The 20,198-nt window shown below is 46.7% G+C and carries 17 protein-coding genes and 3 tRNA genes; 13 read left to right on the forward strand and 7 right to left on the reverse strand.

The window, feature by feature from the left end:
- Window positions 1-29 precede the first annotated feature (29 nt).
- From ybgF to nadA, 4 genes are all read left to right on the forward strand, one after another.
- Entirely contained in the window at window positions 30-791 is a 762-nt protein-coding gene (gene ybgF / locus OLMES_RS12620; RefSeq protein ID WP_198343324.1) for a tol-pal system protein YbgF, read from the forward strand.
- Between the two features lie 267 nt (window positions 792-1,058).
- Window positions 1,059-1,134, forward strand: a tRNA-Lys gene (locus OLMES_RS12625).
- A gap of 322 nt (window positions 1,135-1,456) precedes the next feature.
- Window positions 1,457-1,532 (forward strand) — tRNA-Lys (locus OLMES_RS12630).
- A 120-nt stretch (window positions 1,533-1,652) separates the two neighbouring features.
- Window positions 1,653-2,684 (forward strand): quinolinate synthase NadA, encoded by a 1,032-nt coding sequence (gene nadA, locus OLMES_RS12635; RefSeq protein WP_087461582.1) that lies wholly within the window; start codon window positions 1,653-1,655, stop codon window positions 2,682-2,684.
- Window position 2,685: 1 nt separating this feature from the next.
- Here nadA and OLMES_RS12640 read toward each other — a convergent pair whose 3' ends face one another.
- Window positions 2,686-4,176: a M48 family metalloprotease gene (locus OLMES_RS12640; protein WP_087461583.1), complete on the reverse strand. Its 1,491-nt coding sequence runs from the start codon at window positions 4,174-4,176 to the stop codon at window positions 2,686-2,688.
- A gap of 166 nt (window positions 4,177-4,342) precedes the next feature.
- Between OLMES_RS12640 and OLMES_RS12645 the strand changes: the two genes are divergently transcribed.
- Both OLMES_RS12645 and OLMES_RS12650 read left to right on the forward strand, forming a co-directional pair.
- Window positions 4,343-4,573, forward strand: coding sequence for a sulfurtransferase TusA family protein (locus tag OLMES_RS12645; RefSeq protein WP_087461584.1), 231 nt, complete (start codon window positions 4,343-4,345; stop codon window positions 4,571-4,573).
- Between the two features lie 148 nt (window positions 4,574-4,721).
- Window positions 4,722-5,780, forward strand: a complete 1,059-nt coding sequence (locus tag OLMES_RS12650; protein ID WP_087461585.1) for an AI-2E family transporter — start codon at window positions 4,722-4,724, stop codon at window positions 5,778-5,780.
- Between the two features lie 74 nt (window positions 5,781-5,854).
- Here the strand turns inward: OLMES_RS12650 and OLMES_RS12655 are convergent, their stop codons facing one another.
- The 3 genes from OLMES_RS12655 to OLMES_RS12665 all read right to left on the reverse strand — a co-directional run bounded on the left by OLMES_RS12655 (window position 5,855) and on the right by OLMES_RS12665 (window position 7,742).
- Window positions 5,855-6,430, reverse strand: a complete 576-nt coding sequence (locus OLMES_RS12655) for a chalcone isomerase family protein (RefSeq protein ID WP_087461586.1) — start codon at window positions 6,428-6,430, stop codon at window positions 5,855-5,857.
- A 270-nt stretch (window positions 6,431-6,700) separates the two neighbouring features.
- A complete protein-coding gene (gene bcp, locus OLMES_RS12660; protein ID WP_087461587.1) occupies window positions 6,701-7,153 on the reverse strand; it encodes a thioredoxin-dependent thiol peroxidase in 453 nt (150 codons plus the stop codon).
- A gap of 40 nt (window positions 7,154-7,193) precedes the next feature.
- Window positions 7,194-7,742: a glycine cleavage system protein R gene (locus OLMES_RS12665; protein ID WP_087464472.1), complete on the reverse strand. Its 549-nt coding sequence runs from the start codon at window positions 7,740-7,742 to the stop codon at window positions 7,194-7,196.
- Window positions 7,743-7,975: 233 nt separating this feature from the next.
- On the opposite strand from OLMES_RS12665, the gene dapA reads away from it, so the two are divergent.
- From dapA to OLMES_RS12695, 6 genes are all read left to right on the forward strand, one after another.
- Window positions 7,976-8,854: a 4-hydroxy-tetrahydrodipicolinate synthase gene (dapA, locus tag OLMES_RS12670; protein ID WP_087461588.1), complete on the forward strand. Its 879-nt coding sequence runs from the start codon at window positions 7,976-7,978 to the stop codon at window positions 8,852-8,854.
- A gap of 172 nt (window positions 8,855-9,026) precedes the next feature.
- The gene (bamC, locus tag OLMES_RS12675; RefSeq protein ID WP_087461589.1) at window positions 9,027-10,085 is read left to right on the forward strand and encodes an outer membrane protein assembly factor BamC; all 1,059 of its coding nucleotides are present in this window, start codon (window positions 9,027-9,029) and stop codon (window positions 10,083-10,085) included.
- 39 nt (window positions 10,086-10,124) lie between these two features.
- Window positions 10,125-10,835 (forward strand): phosphoribosylaminoimidazolesuccinocarboxamide synthase, encoded by a 711-nt coding sequence (purC, locus tag OLMES_RS12680; protein ID WP_087461590.1) that lies wholly within the window; start codon window positions 10,125-10,127, stop codon window positions 10,833-10,835.
- Between the two features lie 84 nt (window positions 10,836-10,919).
- Window positions 10,920-11,690, forward strand: a complete 771-nt coding sequence (locus OLMES_RS12685) for a TIGR04219 family outer membrane beta-barrel protein (RefSeq protein WP_087461591.1) — start codon at window positions 10,920-10,922, stop codon at window positions 11,688-11,690.
- Between the two features lie 28 nt (window positions 11,691-11,718).
- Window positions 11,719-12,726, forward strand: coding sequence for an NAD-dependent epimerase (locus OLMES_RS12690; RefSeq protein ID WP_087461592.1), 1,008 nt, complete (start codon window positions 11,719-11,721; stop codon window positions 12,724-12,726).
- A 175-nt stretch (window positions 12,727-12,901) separates the two neighbouring features.
- Window positions 12,902-12,978: transfer RNA gene (locus OLMES_RS12695), tRNA-Val, on the forward strand.
- A 482-nt stretch (window positions 12,979-13,460) separates the two neighbouring features.
- On the opposite strand, the gene OLMES_RS12700 is transcribed toward OLMES_RS12695, so the two are convergent.
- Window positions 13,461-14,192, reverse strand: coding sequence for an SGNH/GDSL hydrolase family protein (locus OLMES_RS12700; RefSeq protein WP_087461593.1), 732 nt, complete (start codon window positions 14,190-14,192; stop codon window positions 13,461-13,463).
- Between the two features lie 469 nt (window positions 14,193-14,661).
- Here OLMES_RS12700 and OLMES_RS12705 point away from each other — a divergent pair, with 469 nt between their 5' ends.
- Window positions 14,662-16,989 (forward strand): Ig-like domain-containing protein, encoded by a 2,328-nt coding sequence (locus OLMES_RS12705; protein WP_157678288.1) that lies wholly within the window; start codon window positions 14,662-14,664, stop codon window positions 16,987-16,989.
- Window positions 16,990-18,245: 1,256 nt separating this feature from the next.
- Here OLMES_RS12705 and OLMES_RS12710 read toward each other — a convergent pair.
- Together OLMES_RS12710 and OLMES_RS28595 are read right to left on the reverse strand one after the other, a co-directional pair.
- Entirely contained in the window at window positions 18,246-18,536 is a 291-nt protein-coding gene (locus OLMES_RS12710) for a hypothetical protein (protein WP_087461595.1), read from the reverse strand.
- Between the two features lie 440 nt (window positions 18,537-18,976).
- A complete protein-coding gene (locus OLMES_RS28595; RefSeq protein ID WP_087461596.1) occupies window positions 18,977-19,960 on the reverse strand; it encodes a transposase in 984 nt (327 codons plus the stop codon).
- Between the last annotated feature and the right edge of the window lie 238 nt (window positions 19,961-20,198).

A 20,198-nucleotide genomic window follows, 5' to 3' on the forward strand; every position in this document is an offset into this window, starting at 1 on the left:
TTTCAATATAGTTAATGGAAATTGGACACATGATGCCTAAACGCCTTTTTATTCTCCTGTTCTGTCTATCTGGAATAGCGTCCGCTGCAACCCCGGTTGTTTCAACACCAGCATTACAGGTAGCCCAGAATGATCAAGCCGGCTCCACCGTAGTGGCTGGAAGCGCAGCAAATGCTGAAATGTATTTTATGCTTGAAACGCTGCAGCGTGAAGTACTCACGCTACGGGGGCTCGTAGAAGAGTTACAACACCAGGTGAGTGTTTTGAAAAAACAATCCCGTGAGCGATATGTTGACCTTGATCAGCGTCTATTGGAGCTTAACAAGCGAGAAGCTCAAGCCGTGACCCCTGCTGGAACTCAAGATACGGCAGGGGCGGTTACCTCAGGCGATGATGCAGCAAACCAGTCCAGTGCGACCCCAGAGCAAAAGGCGGCGTATCAGAAGGCTTATGAATTGATAAAGAAAAAAGATTTCAACAAAGCGCTGGATGCGTTGCATGGCTTTATCGCTGATCAGCCGGAAAATGAACTTACCGTAAATGCTTATTACTGGTTAGGGGAAGTCTATATGGTGCTACCCCAGCTTGAGCAGGCCAAGCAGGCCTTTACCGTGGTAACCAGTCGATACCCTGAGCACCGCAAAGCCGCAGATGCACTTTTTAAATTAGGGGTCGTTTATGACAAGTTGGGCGATAAACAGTCTGCTGCGCAATTTCTTTCGAGCGTAGCGAAGCAATACCCCGCGAGTTCGGCTGCAAAACTGGCTTCAGATTATCTTTCGAAGCTTTAACGGGAGAGGTTTAAGTATTGAGGGCTCGAGTTTGAAGCTTGAATATGCGGTTCAGGTGCAGATTTATGTGCTTCCTGTGCCGCGCCTGTTTTGGGGTGCTTCAAATTTATAGTGCATAGCGTTTTATCAATTGGTGTGAAATCGATCACAATGTGTATCTCTTAATCAATTTTTAGGTGCTCCAGAAAAAAATCACAAAAAATAAATAAAAATGTCATTTTAGGGGTTGTTATTTTTTTCAGAATGAATATTATAGCGGCCTCGTTTGGGTCGTTAGCTCAGTTGGTAGAGCAGTTGGCTTTTAACCAATTGGTCGATGGTTCGAATCCATCACGACCCACCATTATTCAGCTAAGCTGATTGGTGATCGAGAGCGGTCTACAAGCGCTCCCGAAAGCAAAGTCAGCAAGCGAAGCGGTGTGTTAAATCGAAGCGGTGTTCTTGTTGGAACGCAGCTGAAATTAAAGCACCGAAACCAGAAAGAGAAATTGAACTTAGTTCTCAGAATGGTAGAATGGCAAACAGATCGCACTAAGGCGATGAGGTTTGTAAGCTTGAAGGTAGTCAAGATAAAGGTTTGCATAAATATGGAAACCTTGCCTGAGTAGCGGAAAGCATGGGAAAACAGTTTTAGAAATCTATCGCAAGATAGAATCTTCGTTTAAGGGTCGTTAGCTCAGTTGGTAGAGCAGTTGGCTTTTAACCAATTGGTCGATGGTTCGAATCCATCACGACCCACCACTTAAAAAGGGAAGTGTTTCACTTCCCTTTTTTCATTTCCGGGCCTTACACTGCTGTATAGCATTTTTAATCCTTTGTACTTGGCAGTGGCGGCAGAGCCATTTGGGATTAGGGGGTTTCATGAGTGATATAGCCGATCGAATTCTTGTACAGGAGCACTTGGCCCACGAGCATGAAGCTCAAGAGCTCAGCCAGGAGCGCCAGGCTGAATTGAAGTCCGAAATTACCAGGTTGCTCAAGCAGAAAAATGCCGTCCTTGTAGCCCACTATTACACCGATGACTCGCTTCAGGCGCTCGCTGAAGAAACAGGAGGCTGTGTATCTGATTCCCTGGAAATGGCCCGATTCGGTGCCGATAATCCCGCCAGCACGCTTATTGTGGCCGGTGTTAAATTCATGGGAGAGACGGCAAAAATCCTCAGTCCGGAGAAGCGTGTATTTATGCCTACGCTCGAGGCGACATGCTCTTTGGACATAGGCTGTCCAGTGGATGAGTTTAGTGCATTCTGTGATGCCCACCCGGATCGTGAAGTCGTTGTTTATGCGAATACCTCAGCTGCAGTTAAAGCGCGGGCGGACTGGGTCGTGACCTCCAGTATTGCCCTCAAGGTAGTCAGCTATCTTGACCAGCAGGGCAAAAAGATAATCTGGGGGCCCGATAAGCATTTGGGTGGCTATATCCAGAAGGAAACCGGGGCTGATATGCTGCTCTGGGATGGTTCCTGCATCGTCCATGAAGAATTCAAGGCGAAGGGTATACTTGACTTGAAGAAGGCGTATCCTGATGCGGCGGTGCTTGCACACCCCGAGTCGCCGGAGTCAGTGCTTGAAGTTGCTGATAGAGTAGGGAGCACCTCTCAGTTGTTGAAAGCATCCGGTGAAATGAGTAACACCCATTTCATTGTCGCAACGGATCGAGGCATTTTCTACAAAATGCAGCAGCAGTCTCCTGATAAGACCTTTATAGCAGCACCTACTGCCGGAAGTGGGGCTACCTGTCGGAGTTGCGCACATTGTCCGTGGATGGCAATGAATGGTCTCGAGAACTTGTATCAAGTCTTGCAGGACGAGTCGCAGGAAATCTTTGTCGAGCCTCAGCTGCGCGAAAAAGCGCTGAGACCTTTGCAACGCATGCTTCAGTTTACGGCCTGATTTAAAACCGGTTCTCCTTCTTCTCGCGAGTGATCGAATCCATTCTGGACTGCAATACTGTGTTCAGAGGGTAGCGATCACCATTTCGCTTTATTGCTAATCGCAGATTTTCTTGTGCTTTTTCAAAGTTGCCCAGCAGGTAAAAATATTCCGCTCTGGCGCGATACAAATCAATGATATCACCGGCTAAACCATTCACTTCTGCCAGTTGATACCATAAGTCCGGGCGTTGCGGATTCTCTTTTGTCAGTACCTTCAATACAGATTGCGCTTCGATCAGCCGGTTTTGCGTTTCATAAGTTCTTGCGAGGAGTACCTGTAGTGGATAGTTTTTTGGGCTGAAATTCAAAGAGGTTTTCAAGTGCTCTTCTGCAGACGCCAGTTTTTTCTCGGCGAGCAGTGCGGCTCCATAAAGCTCACGATAGATGAGGTTGTGGGGGTACTTTTGCGTCAACGCTTCAGCGAGAGGTGTTGCCTTACCAGGATTGCCAGCATCGATGTAGGCTGCTGCTAAAGCGTATTGCTGAACAATCTGTTCATTGCCAGTACTGTTTTTGACAGCTTGTTGAAACTGGTTGACGGCCTGGTTGGGTGAGTTGGCGTAGTGGATAATGACCCTGGCTTTCATTTCATAGAAATCCAGGGAGTCTGGAACGGCGACCTTGGGATACTGTTCTGCCCGATTCCGGGTGTCTGCAACCCGAGATTCTGTTACTGGGTGGGTTGAGAGATATTCAGGCGGTGCCTCTCCTTGAAGACGGCTTTGTTGTAGCATGCGTTCAAACATTGCAGGCATGGCATAGGGGTCAAACCCGGATTGATAGAGTGTGTTAATCCCGATTCGGTCAGCTTCCTGTTCATTTTGTCGGCTGTAGCTCAATTGGTTTTGAACCGAAAGTGCCTGCGAGCCAGCGAGTACCGCCAGGCCGGCATCCGGGCCTGCGGCAGCGCCAATGACGATGCTGGCGAGTAAGCCTGCCAGGGCCAGAGGGGTGTTATTCTGCTGTCGTTCTACTGAGCGGGCGAAGTGGCGCTGACTGAGGTGAGCCAGCTCGTGTGCAAGTACCGAGCTGAATTCCTGTTCGTTGTTTGCATAAAGAAAAAGGCCGGCGTTAATGCCGACGATGCCGCCAGGCACCGCAAAGGCGTTGAGTTGTGCGCTGTCAACAATGATAGTTTGTACTGATCTGTCGGAAAGTTCACTATTTGGAATCAGGCGATAGACAAGATCATTGAGGTATTGATTTACTACCGGGTCATCAAAAGTTTTAACCTGACGGCGAAGTGATTTCAGCCAGTATTGGCCCAAAGATTTTTCCTGCTGTAATGAAATTACGCCGGAAGTGGCATCTCCGAGTGTTGGCAGCGAGATGTCTTCTTGAGCGTGAGACATGAATGGGGAGAGTGCAGCTATCAGCAGAACCAGGCCAGTAAGCGAAGTCGAGATGAAATAGCGAACACGAATTTGATTTTTGTTGTGTCTGTACATCATTATGATAACGTGATGAATGCTGCGATATCATGACTCGCATGGGCTTTGTGTTCTGCATCTTAGCAAATTCGAGCCTGTTCAAGTGATTAATCTCCCGTAATGTGTTCGATAACCTGATTTCATGGCTTAAAATTGCTGAATATCTAAATATACAGGATAAAATTTAATGTCGGAACAGCATGTGCTTGACTTAAAGGGTCTTAATTGCCCTATGCCTTTACTGAAAACGAAACAGGCACTGAACCAAATCGATGTCGGTGCTTGCCTGGCGGTACTCACAACTGATCCAGGCTCTGTTCGGGATTTTAAGTCTTTTATCGACCTAACTGCACATGAATTGGTTGAATTTGAAGCGCGTGACAGAGAATATTATTTTGTCATTCGCAAAGGCTCGTAACATCTCAGTTGCACAAAAAACTTTAAATGTCTGAATCCATAGATCGAGCAGTACTCAGAGGATTTTAGCAATCGAGGTGAGCGGGTTTTATTGACCACTACAATTTAACGGTACATTACATTAATGGATCAAACTAGTTGAAAACATTATGCTGAAAATTGTCCAAAGCTGGATCGAAAAGTACTTTTCTGATGAAGAGGCAGTGATACTGTTTGTACTGCTGTTGACCGGGCTTGGAGTAGTTGTTTTCCTCGGGAAAATGTTGGCGCCGGTAATAGCGAGCATTGTTCTTGCATTTATTCTGCAAGGGTTGGTGACGCGTTTAACTAATGTGGGGCTCCCGGAAAGAGCGGCAATCATTGTCACTTTCCTCCTTTTTCTTGGCATATTAACCGTGTTGCTATTGGTGCTTTTGCCATTAATCTGGGGGCAGATTATTTCTCTGGTCAAGGAAATGCCGCGCATAATGGGTGACCTTCAGGCCAGTGTAAAGTTGCTGCCTGAGCAATACCCTCAGTTTCTCTCCCAAGGGGCTATCCAACAAGTATTTGATCAGGTTACCGCTGAGGTTGGAAAGTTAGGGCAGTTTGTTGTCTCATTCTCACTCCAGGGTCTCGGGAACGTCGTTGAGTGGTTGATATATATCGTCCTGGTGCCCATTCTGGTGTTTTTCTTTTTGAAGGATAAGCGGGTTATTCTGCACAGTCTGGCGGCTCTCCTGCCTAAAGACAGGGTGTTGATGAACCGAATCTGGTTGGAGATGAACATGCAGTTTGCAAATTATATTCGGGGCAAAGTAGTTGAAATTTTTGTAGTGGGGGTGGTTACTTACATTGTCTTTGCCGTATTCGGATTAAATTATGCAGCGTTGTTGGCGATTCTAGTGGGGTTGTCTGTTGTGATTCCTTACATTGGTGCAGCCGTTGTCACGATTCCTGTCGCTCTCATTGCATTCTTTCAATGGGGGTGGGGTACCGAGTTTATTTATTTGATGGTTTTCTATGGAATCGTTCAGGCACTGGACGGAAATGTGTTAGTACCGTTGCTGTTTTCTGAGGTTGTCAATTTGCACCCGGTATTAATAATCGTGGCGGTGCTGTTTTTTGGTGGTGTTTGGGGGTTTTGGGGCGTGTTTTTTGCGATTCCACTGGCCACACTCGTGAAGGCTGTATTTAGCGCATGGCCAACAAACAACAAGGCGCTTTAGTGGTTTAACTAGATTTTTGATGGTGCCTGTTTCTGAATGGGGGCGTATGACTTCCCCCAATCAGAACAAAGGACTCAATTTATGCCGAGTATATCGCTCTTGAAAGAATCACTAACGGGTTCTCGGCCCACCCAGACAGATAACAGCGCATCCGAAAATGCTTTGCCGGGGATGACGCCTTTTACTTCACCTGCAATGGTAACCTGTGTGCCCGTGCCGGGTATGTAGTCAATATTCACTTCATCACTGCGGTGTAGTTTGCCGTCAAACATATCCAGAAATTTATCGATGTCGGGTTCGAGTGTGGTGTGTTGGTCTCTGGATAAGTTCACCACTAGCGCTTCTTTCAGGGCGCGTGCGACTTTTCGGGCTGTTACCCGATTTAACAGGACGTGGAACATCATTCGTTTATATTCATCGCTGGTTATGATTTGTTCTTCGTTATGGGTCGGATGTTCTAAATAGAGTCCGCCAACATAGGTTTTTACAATCATATAGGTGCGACGTAACGACGCGCCGTTCAGGCTGAGTACCGGTCCGTTCGAGCCGACCTGAACTTCTTCTTGCAGTTCGACATCGCCGATCGTACGTGATTGTGCCAGTGTGGGAACCAGCATAAGTGTCAGCAATATTGAAAATGCTGCTTGCATATTGAACTCCCTGTGCTCTGAAGTGGGATTATTGTTATATTTTGTTGATTTCTTCGTATTCTAATGAAGGTGGCAGGGTTTACGGGTACGCAGTTCTCACTTTGTGGGATTTCTGGTTCAATCTTGACCAGTTTTTACATTTCTGTTGCAAATGTACCGAACCAGGTCGTATCTGTGGCTGTTTTGGGGGAAGCTGTTTTGCGTGGGTGCAGAAGAGAACGGCATAACGGCGGTGATTAGACGGCGCGCCGTTATGTCGCTGAGAATCGGTTAGCCCGGGATAATCTGGGCGGTGTGATCTTTGGTGTTTACTTTTTTGATAATGTCAGTGATTGTGCCTTGTTCATCGATCACGTAAGTCGTTCTGACGGTTCCCATGTACTCCTTGCCAAAGGTTTTCTTGAGTTGCCAGGTGCCATAAAGTTCATGCACTTTCTGATCTGTGTCGGCAATTAACGGAAAGGGAAGTTCGTATTTTCCAATAAAGTTCTGGTGGCGCTTTTCGGAATCTGTGCTGACACCAAGAACAACATAGCCTTCCTCAGTCAGGGTAGAATGGTTGTCGCGCAAATTACAGGCTTGCGCAGTGCACCCTGGAGTCGAGTCTTTAGGGTAAAAATAGAGCACAACTTTTTTGCCTTTGAATTGGCTGAGTGTGAGGGTATCACCATTTTGGTCTTTTGCGCTGAAATCCGGTGCTTTATCTCCGACGGCTAAAGCCATGACGATAATTCTCCTGTTTTATTAAGTATTGAAATTTCGGTCAGACACTTCGGGCAGGTTCAATCATGGCGTCCAGATTCCTGTCATCACAGAACATCATAAATTCCTCTCTCAGGCTGGGGAGGTGAGTGTCTGTTGGAATGTTGACCCGCATGTCAAGGTTGAACATTTGTGTGCCTGTGTGCGGTGCACAATAGGTTCCAGTCTGCAGGTCTTCGATATTGATTTGTTGGCGTGTGAAAAAGCCCGCAATTTCGTGAACAATGCCTGGGTGATCCAGCGATACAACCTGGACGCTGTAAGCAATGGATTGTTTGGTTGAGCGAGGCTGAGTCTGCTTGATATGAACTTGTAGTCCGAGCTTTTCAGCAGTGCTTGCAACGGCATTCTCCATTTTTGCGATGGAATCCCAATTCCCGGATACCATCATCACAATCGCGAATTCCCCCCCAAGAACTGTCATTCGACTGTCGACGATATTGCAATTATTTTCAGAGCTGACTTTGGCCAGCTCATTTACGATGCCGGGGCGGTCAGTGCCAATTGCGGATATAACAAGGTAGTTTTCGCGCGGAGATGTTGTGTTCATAAAATCGTGTAAACCCATGAATAAGTGTTCAGGAATGCCTAAATAGTCGGGGTTGAAAACAGATCTGTCAAGGATATGTTGGTGCCAGGATCGTATTCCGGCAAAGGATATAGAATATTGATTTTAGTGTGTTGACGATAAATTGAGCGTACGGGGACGAAATTTCGAAAAGCTGCTTGTCACTGTCTTTATCGACAAGTACCATATCGCTTTTCTTGAGAATGGAGTGAGTTATGATTTCAGGTAGTCTGGTTGCGCTCGCGACCCCTATGCACCAAGATGGGTCCCTCGACTGGGAAGGCCTTGAAAAACTGGTTAAATACCATTTGGACTCCGGAACTGATGGTATCGTAGCCGTTGGGACCACCGGCGAGTCTGCGACACTCGATCCTCAGGAACATTGTGACGTCATTAAAAAAGTCGTTGATCTTGTTGAAGGCAAAATCTCGGTAGTAGCCGGTACGGGTGCAAACTCCACCCAGGAAGCAATAGACCTGACCCGTGAAGCGGCCAAAATGGGGGCGAATGCCTGCCTTTTGGTTGTACCTTATTACAACAAGCCAACCCAGGAAGGCCTGTATCAGCACTATAAAAAAATTGCAGAAACGGTTGAAATAGATCAAATACTCTACAATGTGCCCGGTCGAACCGCATGTGATATGAGTAATGAAACAGTCGCTCGTCTTGCCGGTATCGAGAATATCGTGGGTATTAAAGATGCTACCGGAAATCTGGAGCGTGGACGTGAACTTATCAGCATGGTTGGAAGCCAGATCGCAGTCTATTCTGGTGACGATGCAACTGCACTTGAACTCATTTTGATGGGGGCGAAAGGTAACATATCAGTTACCGCCAATGTTGCAGCGCGACAAATGGCAGAAATCTGCCGCTTAGGGCTGGCCGGTGAGCGCGAGCAGGCGAAAGCAATCGACTCGCAAATCGCTCAGCTTCATTCTGCATTGTTTCTGGAAGCAAATCCGATTCCAGTAAAATGGGCCCTGGCTGAAATGGGCATGATTAAGCCTGGTATTCGCTTGCCACTTACCGAGTTGGCTGCGCAATTCCATGAGCCCTTGAGAGAAGCGATGAAAGCCTCAGGTATTCTGAGTTAGTCGGGAGCGGTTCAGAACTACGCATTTAATAAGGGCGTGAAAGCGGTAGGTACCGCGGCCGCGCCTTTGGTTTTCAAGAGCTCGAATAATCAATCTGGTTTATGCATGATCTGTTGTATATGTGATCTGGATTGATAGCCGGTTTATAAGTCAATTAAGGTAAAATCTTTTCATGCAAGTTGCCAGCCGTTTGGTTTTAACTGTCTGTTTTATCTCGGTATTGAGTGCCTGTGGTGTTATTCGAGATCGCTCTGACGACTACCGGGAAGTCTCCGAGGGTAAATCACTTGTGGTGCCTGAATGGTACCAGGACGATACCATTCGCCCGCTTTATCCTGTTCCGAAAATTGATAACCAAGTTAAGCCCACAGGTGATTTCGAATTGCCGCTTCCTCCTGATCGTACTGCGGAGATTCTTGATTCTCAGTTTGCTTTGGAAGAAGTGGATGGACAGATCTGGTTGTTGATCAACGACACGCCGGGCCGCACATGGCCAATGATAGAAAAGTTTCTGGTTTCAAAAGGAGCGAGCGCGCTATTTGATAATGCGGAGCTGGGGTTAATCCAGTCCATGCCACTCGAGCAGGGGGCGAACTCCGGACTCTGGCTTGCGCAGATTGGTGCGGCTGATCAGATTGACTCTGCTGCGTTTACCATACTCTTGTTTAAAGTGTCTCAAGGTGTCAAGCGAAACAGCTCGGAAGTTCAGGTGAGAGTATTGGGGCGTGAGGGTGCTTTGGGTAAATTGTTGCCATGGCCGGGCGAAACGTCCAGCCTGGAACCCGAGAAAAACGTACTGGCGTCTTTAAAAGACTTCATGGAACTCAACAAAGACTCCAAGTCCTTCTCTTTATTGGCTAACAAAATTGGCGGGCCCTCTAAAGTCACGCTGGTCTCGGAAGGTGATGCCGAAGCTTTTATAAAACTGGATCTGGAATATGATAGAGCCTGGAACGTCATGTCCCGTTCCCTGCGGGAATCCGGAATATTTATCGTGGACCAGGATCGTAGTGCAGGAATTTTCTACCTTTACCATAAAGATGAAGACAGCACGGATTGCCCGTGGTACCGATGGAGTTGTGATGATGAACTCAAACGCGAGTATAATCATCGTGTGATATTGGATCGATCTCAAGAGTACATCAAAGTCCATGTTGATCGAGGGGAGCGTTCCATGTCGAGACCGGACCGTCTCAAACTATTGACCTTATTATTCGAACATGTTGCTTAAATAGCGGCAGTGCGCCCTAGTGTAAGTGGAGCTAAGTAAATGAAAAAGCTTGAAGAGCTTTATTCCGGCAAAGCAAAATCGGTCTACACAACGGAAGACCCTAATAAATTTGTCATGTTATTCCGTAATGATACTTCTGCATTCGACGGTGAAAAGGTCGAGCAGTTGGATCGTAAAGGTATGGTGAACAACAAGTTCAACGCCTTTATCATGAGTGAGCTGGAAAAAGCGGGTGTCCCTACGCACTTCGAATGCCTTTTGAGCGATACTGAATCTGTAGTGAAAAAGCTCGATATGATCCCGCTGGAGTGTGTTGTTCGAAATTTTGCAGCCGGTAGTCTGGTAAAGCGCCTAGGTGTCCAAGAAGGGATGGCGCTTACACCACCCACTTTTGAGTTGTTTCTGAAAAATGATGCGTTACATGATCCCATGGTAAACGAACATCACGCGCTGTCTTTTGGTTGGGCAACCCAAGCACAAATAGACGAAATGAAAACGTTGACCTTCAAAGTAAATGACGTACTGAAAGCGTTGTTCGATCAGGCGGGCATGCTGCTCGTTGATTACAAGCTGGAATTCGGCCTGAGTGATGGAAAAATAGTGTTGGGCGATGAGTTCAGCCCTGACGGTTGTCGAATCTGGGATAAAGAAACAAAAGAAAAAATGGATAAAGACCGTTTTCGTCAGAGTCTCGGCGGTGTCATCGAGGCATACGAAGAGGTTGGACGCAGGCTCGGAATTACATTCTAATCCGAGCAGGGACTGCGTTCTTGTAACTGCCCGAAATCAAGATTTTAGATATTCGTACAGGACAGCCATTCTGAGGAGAGTTAGATGGTGAAACAATGTGGATTGTTTTCCGGCGCGTTAATGCTGGTAGCTGGGTCATGTCTGTTCAACCCGGTAACAGTCAGTGCAGACACGCTGGGTGTAGGCGCAGGAACAATGGGGTGGTACTACGATACAACGGGTACCATACGATCGGGAGGTGATCCGATCGATATCGCTGATGATCTCGGCATTGGTGATGACCTGGGGCTTACGATCTTTGCCTATCTGGAGCACCCGATCCCGGTGTTGCCTAATGGGAAGTTGCGATACTCGGATATCAATCTTGTGGACTTCGGTGCAGTGAATACGACCCTCAAGAATGTCGATTTCGATGGCAACGTCAGTACCGATTTGGATCTGTCTCACGCTGATTTGATTTTGTACTATGAAGTCTTGGACAATGTCGTCTCGTTGGATGTGGGGGTTCAAGTCAAGATCTTTGATGGACAACTGATTATCCGTCAAACCGATACCGCGGCGGGCTCGAGTAATACTAAAATCGTCAAAGAAGAAATAGACGAATTTGTTCCGATGTTATATGGCGCTGCGGAGATCGCGCTTCCTCCATCTCTCGCATTCGGTGTTGAGGCTAGTGCGATGTCGATTGGGGACAATACGCTGTATGATGTTTCCGCAAAGGGCAGCATGCGTATCGCTTTTTTGCATGCTGAACTGGGTTATCGGGTGTTATCCGCGGACTTGGACGATGTCAACGATATTGCTGTTGACGCTGAATTGAAAGGTCCCTATCTCTCTCTGGGGCTGGTCTTTTGATCAAGTTAGAGGTTAGTAGAGGTTAGTTGTGAAAATACTTGTAACCGGGACCGCAGGGTTCATTGGCTCGACACTCGCCATTCGTCTTCTTGAGCGAGGCGATGAAGTTGTCGGGCTTGATAATCTGAATGATTATTACGACGTAAACCTGAAATATGCACGATTAAAACGCTTGGAGCCGTATGACAAGTTCACAGACTTGCGAGTCGGCGTTGAAGAGCGGGATCGTATGCAGGCGATTTTTGAAGAGCACAAGCCGGATCGAGTCGTGCATTTGGCTGCACAAGCTGGTGTACGCTACTCCTTGGAAAACCCTCATGCTTATATCGACGCAAATCTGGTCGGGTTTACCAACATTCTCGAAGGATGTCGCCATAACAATGTAGAGCATCTGGTTTATGCTTCAAGCAGCTCGGTTTATGGGGCAAACGAGTCAATGCCGTTTTCCGTGCATGACAATGTAGACCACCCCGTCAGCCTGTATGCGGCGTCAAAAAAAGCCAATGAGTTGATGGCCCATACCTACAGCCATCTGTTCAATTTGCCAACAACAGGGCTGCGGTTCTTCACCGTCTATGGACCCTGGGGTCGACCTGACATGGCGCTCTTCCTGTTCACCAAGAAGATACTGGCAGGCGACCCCATCGATGTATTCAACTATGGTAATCATCGTCGTGATTTCACCTACATCGATGATATTGTGGAAGGTGTAATCCGTACCCTGGATAACGTTGCACAGCCTAATGAAAACTGGGATGGCAAGCAGCCTGATCCAGGTACCAGCAAGGCTCCGTACCGCATCTACAACATTGGGAGTAACCGTCCTGTAGAGTTGCTTCGTTATATTGAGATACTGGAAGAGTGTCTTGGCAAAAAAGCGGAAAAGAACTTGCTACCCCTGCAACCGGGAGACGTTCCAGACACTTACGCCAATGTAGATGACCTGATCGCAGACGTAGATTATCAGCCCGCCACGGTAATCGAAGACGGCGTAGCGCGCTTTGTAGAGTGGTATCGCGAGTTTTATCAAGTGTAGCCAGATAAAACACACCAGAACCACAAAAAAAAGAGGTGCCGAACACCTCTTTTTTTTGTGCATTCAATTCAAAGTGCTTGTTTACTGATCGATTAGCAAGATATTTAAAAAAATACCAAAATTATAGTTGCACTGCGTAAATCTCTTTGTTACATTACGCACCCGCTACAGCAGCAGGACCATAGCTCAGTTGGTTAGAGCGCTACCTTGACATGGTAGAGGTCGGCGGTTCGAATCCGCCTGGTCCTACCAAAATCAACAAACTCCAAGTGTTGGTTTTGTTTTTCAAGTATATTCCAGATTCTCCTCAATAAAGCCCCATTATTTAATCAAAGGGATTGCGCCATTAGGCTCAGCTTGGCTTGCGATTAAAGCTGCTGTTGTTGAAGCTCCGAATCTCGTTATTGTGTCAACTCTGTATCTGCGATTTATCAATACTGGTTACCCAGTTGTACCCATTGAGTTTGAGTTTCAACTGTGCAGTGCTACAGGCCGTTAAGTTTTAAAATTTTTATTCGTGCATGGAGGCTCTGTTTAAGGAGTTGATTTTGAGGTGCACAGATTCCTGCCCGTTCCGCTTGCAGTGGCCGACTACCGACCACCCTTGGAAGCAATCCACTATTGTTTTAAGTTTGAGATGCTTGGCTGATTAATTTCAAGCTGTGTTGGCTCGAATTGAAAGCCTGTCGGAGCGTCGCAAAATAATGTGATGTTTTGCAAGTTGTGGTGAAGCGTTATTCCTTGAACTTTAGGCTATCAAGCATGGCAATAGCCAGATACTCAATTTTTCGATGGGATAGAGCGCTGTGACCGCTGTTGGCATTCCACTCGCCGTTGCCGGTCTCGCTTGTGATTGCTTTAGTTAGGGTGAATTTATCAAAATATGACACGTGATCAAGGTGTTGATCATCGAGTTTTGCCTGCTTCAGTTTACTTTTCAGAATCTGATTAAATATTTTAGTTTGTACATTAACTTTATTCGATCTTACTTTGGTGGTGGTTTGTGTGCTATCGACTGGGTCTGAAGCATTTACCAGTATGACCTGTTTTGCGCCTCGTTTCGTTAAGCGCTGTAGTTGTTTGATTACGTCTGTTGCATTGGTTTTGAGTGTGGTTTTGTTTGTAAGATTATTTGTTTTAAATTCTTCAGTGCTGTGCAGGATGCTGGCTGTGCTAGTACTGATAATCACGAGAGCGTCTGTAGGTATTTCTCCGTGGGTGCTTAAAAAACGGGATACTTGCGCTTCCAGGCTGTTTTCTTGCTGGCCTTTTTGGCTTTCAGTCTTGTAGTCGGCAGCCAGTAAGTCTGCGAGAAGCTCAAATGATTTCGCTTCATTAAGTGTATCGTTTGTGTGGTTGCTGAATAAGATAACTGTGGTAACAGTGTTTGCTGAGAGTGTGGCTGGTAATGTGAGAGCGATATATAACGCTACTCTGGCAATCCATTTCAAGCTGGAGTGTTTCACGGCTATCTCCCTTGTATAGTCGTCGAGATTTAAATCCCAATTATATAATTAGCAAGCCGCGCTTGCATGAATTCTGTATGAACAATAAATATGAAATAATTTGGCGACATAATAATCAAAAATGTTACTGCGTGGAAGTCTGGTGTTACTCAGGGTAATGCTGTTTCACAAAATTTGACATCTAAGTCAAATATTTGGTTGCAAATTGTTCGGCTAACGATAAACTTAGGGTTTTTGACAATTCAGGAAAACGAACTTTAATAGAGGTTTGTGTCGAGAATTGTTATTCGTAATCTATTTAGATTGCCGGTTTTTGGTTTCGTTATTAAACTGAAGAGCATTTCGAGTTACAGGTTGGGTAGGAGTGCCTATTCCCGTTCAACGTACTCAGTGTTAAATAGCATTACCCTCTGCCTGTTGAATTCTGATCGGGCAGGATTTTCTGAAAAGGATGTTGGAGTTGACGAAAATGTCGTGTCAAATAAGATATGGACTTCTGTTATTATTGATCGCCTTTAATACGGCATTGCAGGCGAGTATTGATATCCGTTCTGCCTCTCCAATTAATTCCTCGTCTGAGTCTGTTTCCTACATTACGCGCATTTCTGATTGTCGAAATCTAATTGCTATTCGTGTGGGGGATCCATCGTCTTTTGAAACCATTTCGCCATCCGAAGCTGCACCAATATCAAATAATCCGTCCGCTTGTGAAGTTCCATTCAAAATAACGGGATCAGGAAAGTTTGAGCCCAACGTATCTACCACAGATACGACAGGAGAAGTACAGGATTACTCGGAAATTTTTTCAGTAGAAAATACCCGGCCCACCATGGTGGTAAGTCGGCTCGCTATCACCGAGCTTGAGGGTAATCAATTTTTAGATATTGTTCTGGAAGTGGCTGATAATATTGATATATCTTTCGTTTCGATGGAGGCGGTTGGGGTTCGTGCTTCGATTCTAAGATCCAGTGGCGGGGTTGTTGAAAAAGCAAAGCAGCAGGCCTTTGCACATTCCGAAGGGGTGCTTCGGCGTTACCCGAATACAGATAATCAAGTTGAATTCAGCTTTCGTATCCCTGTAACGACATCGTTAGATGCAGATGCGATAGCACATGATACTGTGGTGTTACTTGATGCCTATGCAATCGATGCAAGTGGTAATCAAATGTCTCTTTCTGAGATTCTTTTCGTGGGAGATGACGTTCAGGAGAATGTAGAATCGATGAGCGTGGCTCCATCGACAATTTTATTCAGCAATGCCCTCGAGGAAGCTGTACTGATCCCTACTTTAGACTACCAGTTTCGTGGTCCCACACCTGTGCCTGGTGCCGGTCAAGGGATTAGCTATGCCAGTAGTGATCCCGATACGGTCTATGTCGGTGATGATGGTCGGGTTTATCCCCTAAAAGAGACCATTGGGCCGGTTGATATTGTTGTTACCTATCCCGGGGTTGAGCCGGTCACGATTCCTGTTTCAGTGGATTTTACTAAAGTACTCACAGGCGTTGAATTGGATGGCATTGAAGCTGGTGAGCCTCTTATCCTTGAGTCGCTAAATAGCTTCTTCTCGATACCTCCTTTACTTGCTGTTTTTGATGACGGGAGTAAAGCCCCCCTCAATGTGTCCCGTACGGTAACGGTTGAGTTGTCAGATTCAGCTGAAGGCATCTTGGAGTTTGTTGAAGGCAAGGGGTTTCGAGTACTTTTGGCAATATCCGAAGCGGCACCGTTGCAGGTGAAAATTTCATTGTCGGATTATGCAGGGATAGAGGCAATTGTTGATATAATTGCGATTGATGCCAAACCTTCAGTTGAGCTTGATGTACCTGATCAAGTTGAAGTAGACAGTACGTTGACAATCCTGGCTGAGACTGAAGACGATGTAGGTGTCGAAAAGGTGGTGTTTTTTGTCAACGGAGAAGTCGCAGGAAGTCGTGAGGTACCACCTTATGCCTTGGAACTCCCAGTTTCTGAGCTCCTCTTGGGGCAGACATTGGTGCTTAGAGCACATGTGTTTGATACCTCGGGTCAGGAAACGGAGTCTGAAGTTGTCAGCGTGACGGTTGTTGATCAGCAAACAGACAATATCCCCGAGTTCAATTTTGAGAAACCCAGCGAAAATACACGAATCGTCGAAAACACCTCTTATCAGCTTGCTGTCAGCCACAACTTGGGGATTATTCCTGATAACGCCACCCGCAGCGGTATTGCTTACGTTGAATTTTTCGCAGATGGGATCAAAGTAGGCGAAAGCTATTATCCAACGTTCGATAAACGTATTTCATCTGAGGGTCCGGAACTGACTGAGCTTTTTGAAGTTTGGCAGGCGCAAATCAGTGCCCCCGGGATATCTACAACTCAGACAACACTCTCCCTGTCCGCTCGCATACATAATGGCAAAGAGCAATTTCGAGACTCTAACGTCAAACTGGTTAAATTGGTCGAGAACACGCCTCCCATCGCGTCAATTATGTCACCGGCAGCAGATTCCATTGCAACGGTGGGTCAGACTGTGACAATTGATGTTCAAGTTACCGATGATACGTTAGCTATGGGTACACAGATTGAGCTCCTTGTTGATGGACAGATTACAGCGTCGCGCTTCATTACCGAGGCGGAAACCAGCGTGAGTGGATCTTCGAAAGCATCAATTCGCACTGAAACTTTCGAGTTGCCCATCGTCGAAGAACAAATCGGTAGCAATATAGAGATTGAAGCGCGCGTAACTGATTTTCACCAGGAACGTTCAAAGTCAGAAGCGGTTCGAATTATCGTGAAGGCTGATCAGGGGAAATAAGAGGGACACCCACTCGTTAATGGTACGCAAACAGGGAATAGGGAATAACGTGGACACCCACTCGTATCTAAATGAGGTGTCGCTCAGCAACAGATCGGGCGTGGTGAATTAGCAGGACACCGAGAAATAACTTGGACACCCACTCGTATTCCCTCGTATTCTGCAAACAACGAATTACGCAAAATGAGGTGTTGCTCAGCACAGATCGGGCGCAATTAACGGGTCAAACTGAATATTACTGTTGTGAGACTGCTAGAGTGGCAATTAGTAGGACACCCACTCGTATTCTGCAAACAACGAATTACGCAAAAAACGAAATAAGCAGGACACCCATTCGTATTCTGCAAACAATGAATTACGCAAAATGAGGTGTCGCTCAGCAACAGATCGGGCGCAATTAACGGGTCAAACGGAAAATTACCGTTGTGAGACTGCTAGAGTGGGGCTGAAAGGCGGGTAAATCGCAAATTCCGAGCGCAAAGTGTCCCCGAGTTGCTCGGTTGAGTTGTGGCTTGACGGTCTGATAAGTAAGAGGGGTTATGTCGGAAACAAGCTTCGACACTGCGCCAAACCCAAGACCCGCCGGTAGCCGAGGGTCTTGCTGGCGATTTTTACTTGTTTAGCACGGCCAACGAAGGTGGGAAACAAGGTTTCCATTTTTCCTGTGAGTTGCATCCACTATGGGACAAGCAGGACACCCACTCATAATTTTCAAAAAACGGATTGAACAAGAAAGTGGTAAGCGGGACACCAGAATTAGTAGGACACCCACTCGTATTCTGTTAACGGGTCAAACTGAATATTACCGTTGTGAAACTGCTAGCAATTAAGCAATTAGTAGGACACCCATTCGTATTCTGCAAACAATGAATTACGCAAAATGAGGTGTCGCTCAGCAACAGATCGGGCGCAATTAACGGGTCAAACGGAAAATTACCGTTGTGAGACTACTAGAGTGGGGCTGAAAGGTGGGTAAATCGCAAATTCCGAGCGGGACAAGCAGGACACCCACTCGTATTCTGCACTCGGTTGAGTTGTCAGCAGGACACCCACTCGTATTCTGCAAACAACGAATTACGCAAAATGAGGTGTCGCTCAGCACCAGATCGGGCGTAATTTACGGGTCAAACAGAAAATTACCGTTGTGAGGCTGCTAGAGTGGGGCTGAAAGGTGGGTAAATCGCAAATTCCGAGCGCAAAGTGTCCCCGAGTTGCTCGGTTGAGTTGTGGCTTGACGGTCTGATAAGTAAGAGACGCTATTTCGGAAACAAGCTTCGACACTGTGCCAACCCCGAAACTCGCTGGTGACCGAGGGTTTTACTGGCGATTTTTACTTGTTTAGCACGGCCAACGAAGGTGGGAAACAAGGTTTCCATTTTTCCGGTGAGTTGTATCCACTGTTTTTCGCTGATGTTCAAGCGCTGTAGAATCGGTGGCAGGGTCGTTGATATCGAGCCGCGTTTGTCATCCCGTTGAATTCGCCCGGTCCAGTCCACCAGCTCCAGATAATCCTGTAAGTGAAATTGAAAAACAAGCAGGACACGCACTCGTATTCTGCAAACAATGAATTACGCTAAATGAGGAGTCGCTCAGCACCAGATCGGGCGCAATTAAGGGATCAAAAGAAGATTATCGTTGTGAGACTGCTAGAGTGGGGCTGAAAGGTGGGTAAATCGCAAATTCCGAGCGCAAAGTGTCCCCGAGTTGCTCGGTTGAGTTGTGGCTTGACGGTCTGATGAGTAAGGGGGGGTTATGTCGGAAACAAAAACAAGCAGGACACCCACTCGTATTCTGCAAATAACGAATTACGCAAAATGAGGTGTCGCTCAGCACCAGATCGGGCGCAATTAACGGGTCAAACGGAAAATTACCGTTGTGAGAATACTAGCGTGGGGCTGAAAGGCGGGTAAATCGCAAATTCCGAGCGCAAGGTGTCCCCGAGTTGCTCGGCTGAGTTGTGGCTTGACGGTCTGATAAGTAAGAGACGTTATGTCGGAAACAAGCTTCGACACTGCGCCAAACCCAAGACCCGCCGGTAGCCGAGGGTCTTGCTGGCGATTTTTACTTGTTTAGCACGGCCAACGAAGGTAGGAAACAAGGTTTCCATTTTTCCGGTGAGTTGTATCCACTGTTTTTCGCTGATGTTCAAGCGCTGTAGAATCGGTGGCAGGGTTGTTGATATCGCGCCGCGCTTGTCATCCCGTTGAATTCGCCCGGTCCAGTCCACCAGCTCCAGGTAATCCTGTAAGTGAAATTGAAGACCGTCCGGTTGGTTTTTTCTAGGGTTACCGACGAAAGGCAATAGATAATCGGGTTGGTAAGGTGTGTCAGATTTTGCCGCTCTGATTCGCTTCTGAACGGACGTGTGTTCGGAGGTTTCGGGCGAATCGGCAATACCGGCGCGGATCGGGTTCAGGTCGACATAGGCGAGGCAGGCCGCTAGTGCTTGTTCATCCAGCAACGCCTGACATTTGAACCGGCCTTCCCAGAATCGCCCGGTACATTGATCTTCCTGATTGGCTGCGCGCGCAATGGGTTCATTCAATGATCGCATAAACCAGCTGATATCCTGTAAACGCGCTCGCCAGCGCTGAGTCAGGTTGTGGAGATGATGAAGCTCACATTCGAGCAATGTATCACCGGATAAAAAACGTTTGGAGACTGTTGTTCCGGCGTAAATGCGATGCCAGCGTTCAACAACCTCTTTAGTGCTCCAGCTCTCGGCTTTTGTTTGATTGATTCGAAGCACCGTATGGGTGTGGTTAGACATGACCGCAAAGGCGCAAACATCAATGGCAAAGGTACGCGCCAGCAGGATCAATCGATCCTCGACCCATTGTCTCCGATGTTCATAACTTTTGCCGCTATATTGATCGACACCACAGAGGAAACTGCGGCGCACGCAGCGGGAAATGCAATGATAATAGGGTGTTGCGTCGAGTGAAATCTGGGCTTTCCTTGGTTTGGGCATGTCTTCAGGTCCGTTGAAGAGAGTTATGTCTGGTTGAATATACAGTATATTGAGGATGGGTCAAGGTTTTAAGTGGGTGTCCTGTTAAGATGTGTTGGTTTGGGCATGTCTTCAGTTCCGTTGAAGAGAGTTTTATCTGGTTGAATATACAGTTTTTTAGGGGGAGGTCAAGGTTTTACGTGGGTGTTCTGTTAAGAATTTGTTGACATTTGTGGGTATTTGTGAAATAAGTGTTTCT

Origin of the sequence: Oleiphilus messinensis (genome assembly GCF_002162375.1) — a bacterium.
In the GTDB taxonomy this organism is placed as follows: Bacteria; Pseudomonadota; Gammaproteobacteria; order Pseudomonadales; family Oleiphilaceae; genus Oleiphilus; species Oleiphilus messinensis.

Coding starts and splice junctions, on each gene's coding strand:
- OLMES_RS12640 (WP_087461583.1), bottom strand. CDS start 4,176: ATGATGTACAGACACAACAAAAATCAAATTCGTGTTCGCTATTTCATC.
- ybgF (WP_198343324.1), top strand. CDS start 30: ATGATGCCTAAACGCCTTTTTATTCTCCTGTTCTGTCTATCTGGAATA.
- bamC (WP_087461589.1), top strand. CDS start 9,027: ATGCAAGTTGCCAGCCGTTTGGTTTTAACTGTCTGTTTTATCTCGGTA.
- OLMES_RS12645 (WP_087461584.1), top strand. CDS start 4,343: ATGTCGGAACAGCATGTGCTTGACTTAAAGGGTCTTAATTGCCCTATG.
- OLMES_RS12650 (WP_087461585.1), top strand. CDS start 4,722: ATGCTGAAAATTGTCCAAAGCTGGATCGAAAAGTACTTTTCTGATGAA.
- dapA (WP_087461588.1), top strand. CDS start 7,976: ATGATTTCAGGTAGTCTGGTTGCGCTCGCGACCCCTATGCACCAAGAT.
- bcp (WP_087461587.1), bottom strand. CDS start 7,153: ATGGCTTTAGCCGTCGGAGATAAAGCACCGGATTTCAGCGCAAAAGAC.
- OLMES_RS12685 (WP_087461591.1), top strand. CDS start 10,920: ATGGTGAAACAATGTGGATTGTTTTCCGGCGCGTTAATGCTGGTAGCT.
- OLMES_RS12705 (WP_157678288.1), top strand. CDS start 14,662: ATGTCGTGTCAAATAAGATATGGACTTCTGTTATTATTGATCGCCTTT.
- OLMES_RS12655 (WP_087461586.1), bottom strand. CDS start 6,430: ATGCAAGCAGCATTTTCAATATTGCTGACACTTATGCTGGTTCCCACA.
- purC (WP_087461590.1), top strand. CDS start 10,125: ATGAAAAAGCTTGAAGAGCTTTATTCCGGCAAAGCAAAATCGGTCTAC.
- OLMES_RS28595 (WP_087461596.1), bottom strand. CDS start 19,960: ATGCCCAAACCAAGGAAAGCCCAGATTTCACTCGACGCAACACCCTAT.
- nadA (WP_087461582.1), top strand. CDS start 1,653: ATGAGTGATATAGCCGATCGAATTCTTGTACAGGAGCACTTGGCCCAC.
- OLMES_RS12665 (WP_087464472.1), bottom strand. CDS start 7,742: ATGAACACAACATCTCCGCGCGAAAACTACCTTGTTATATCCGCAATT.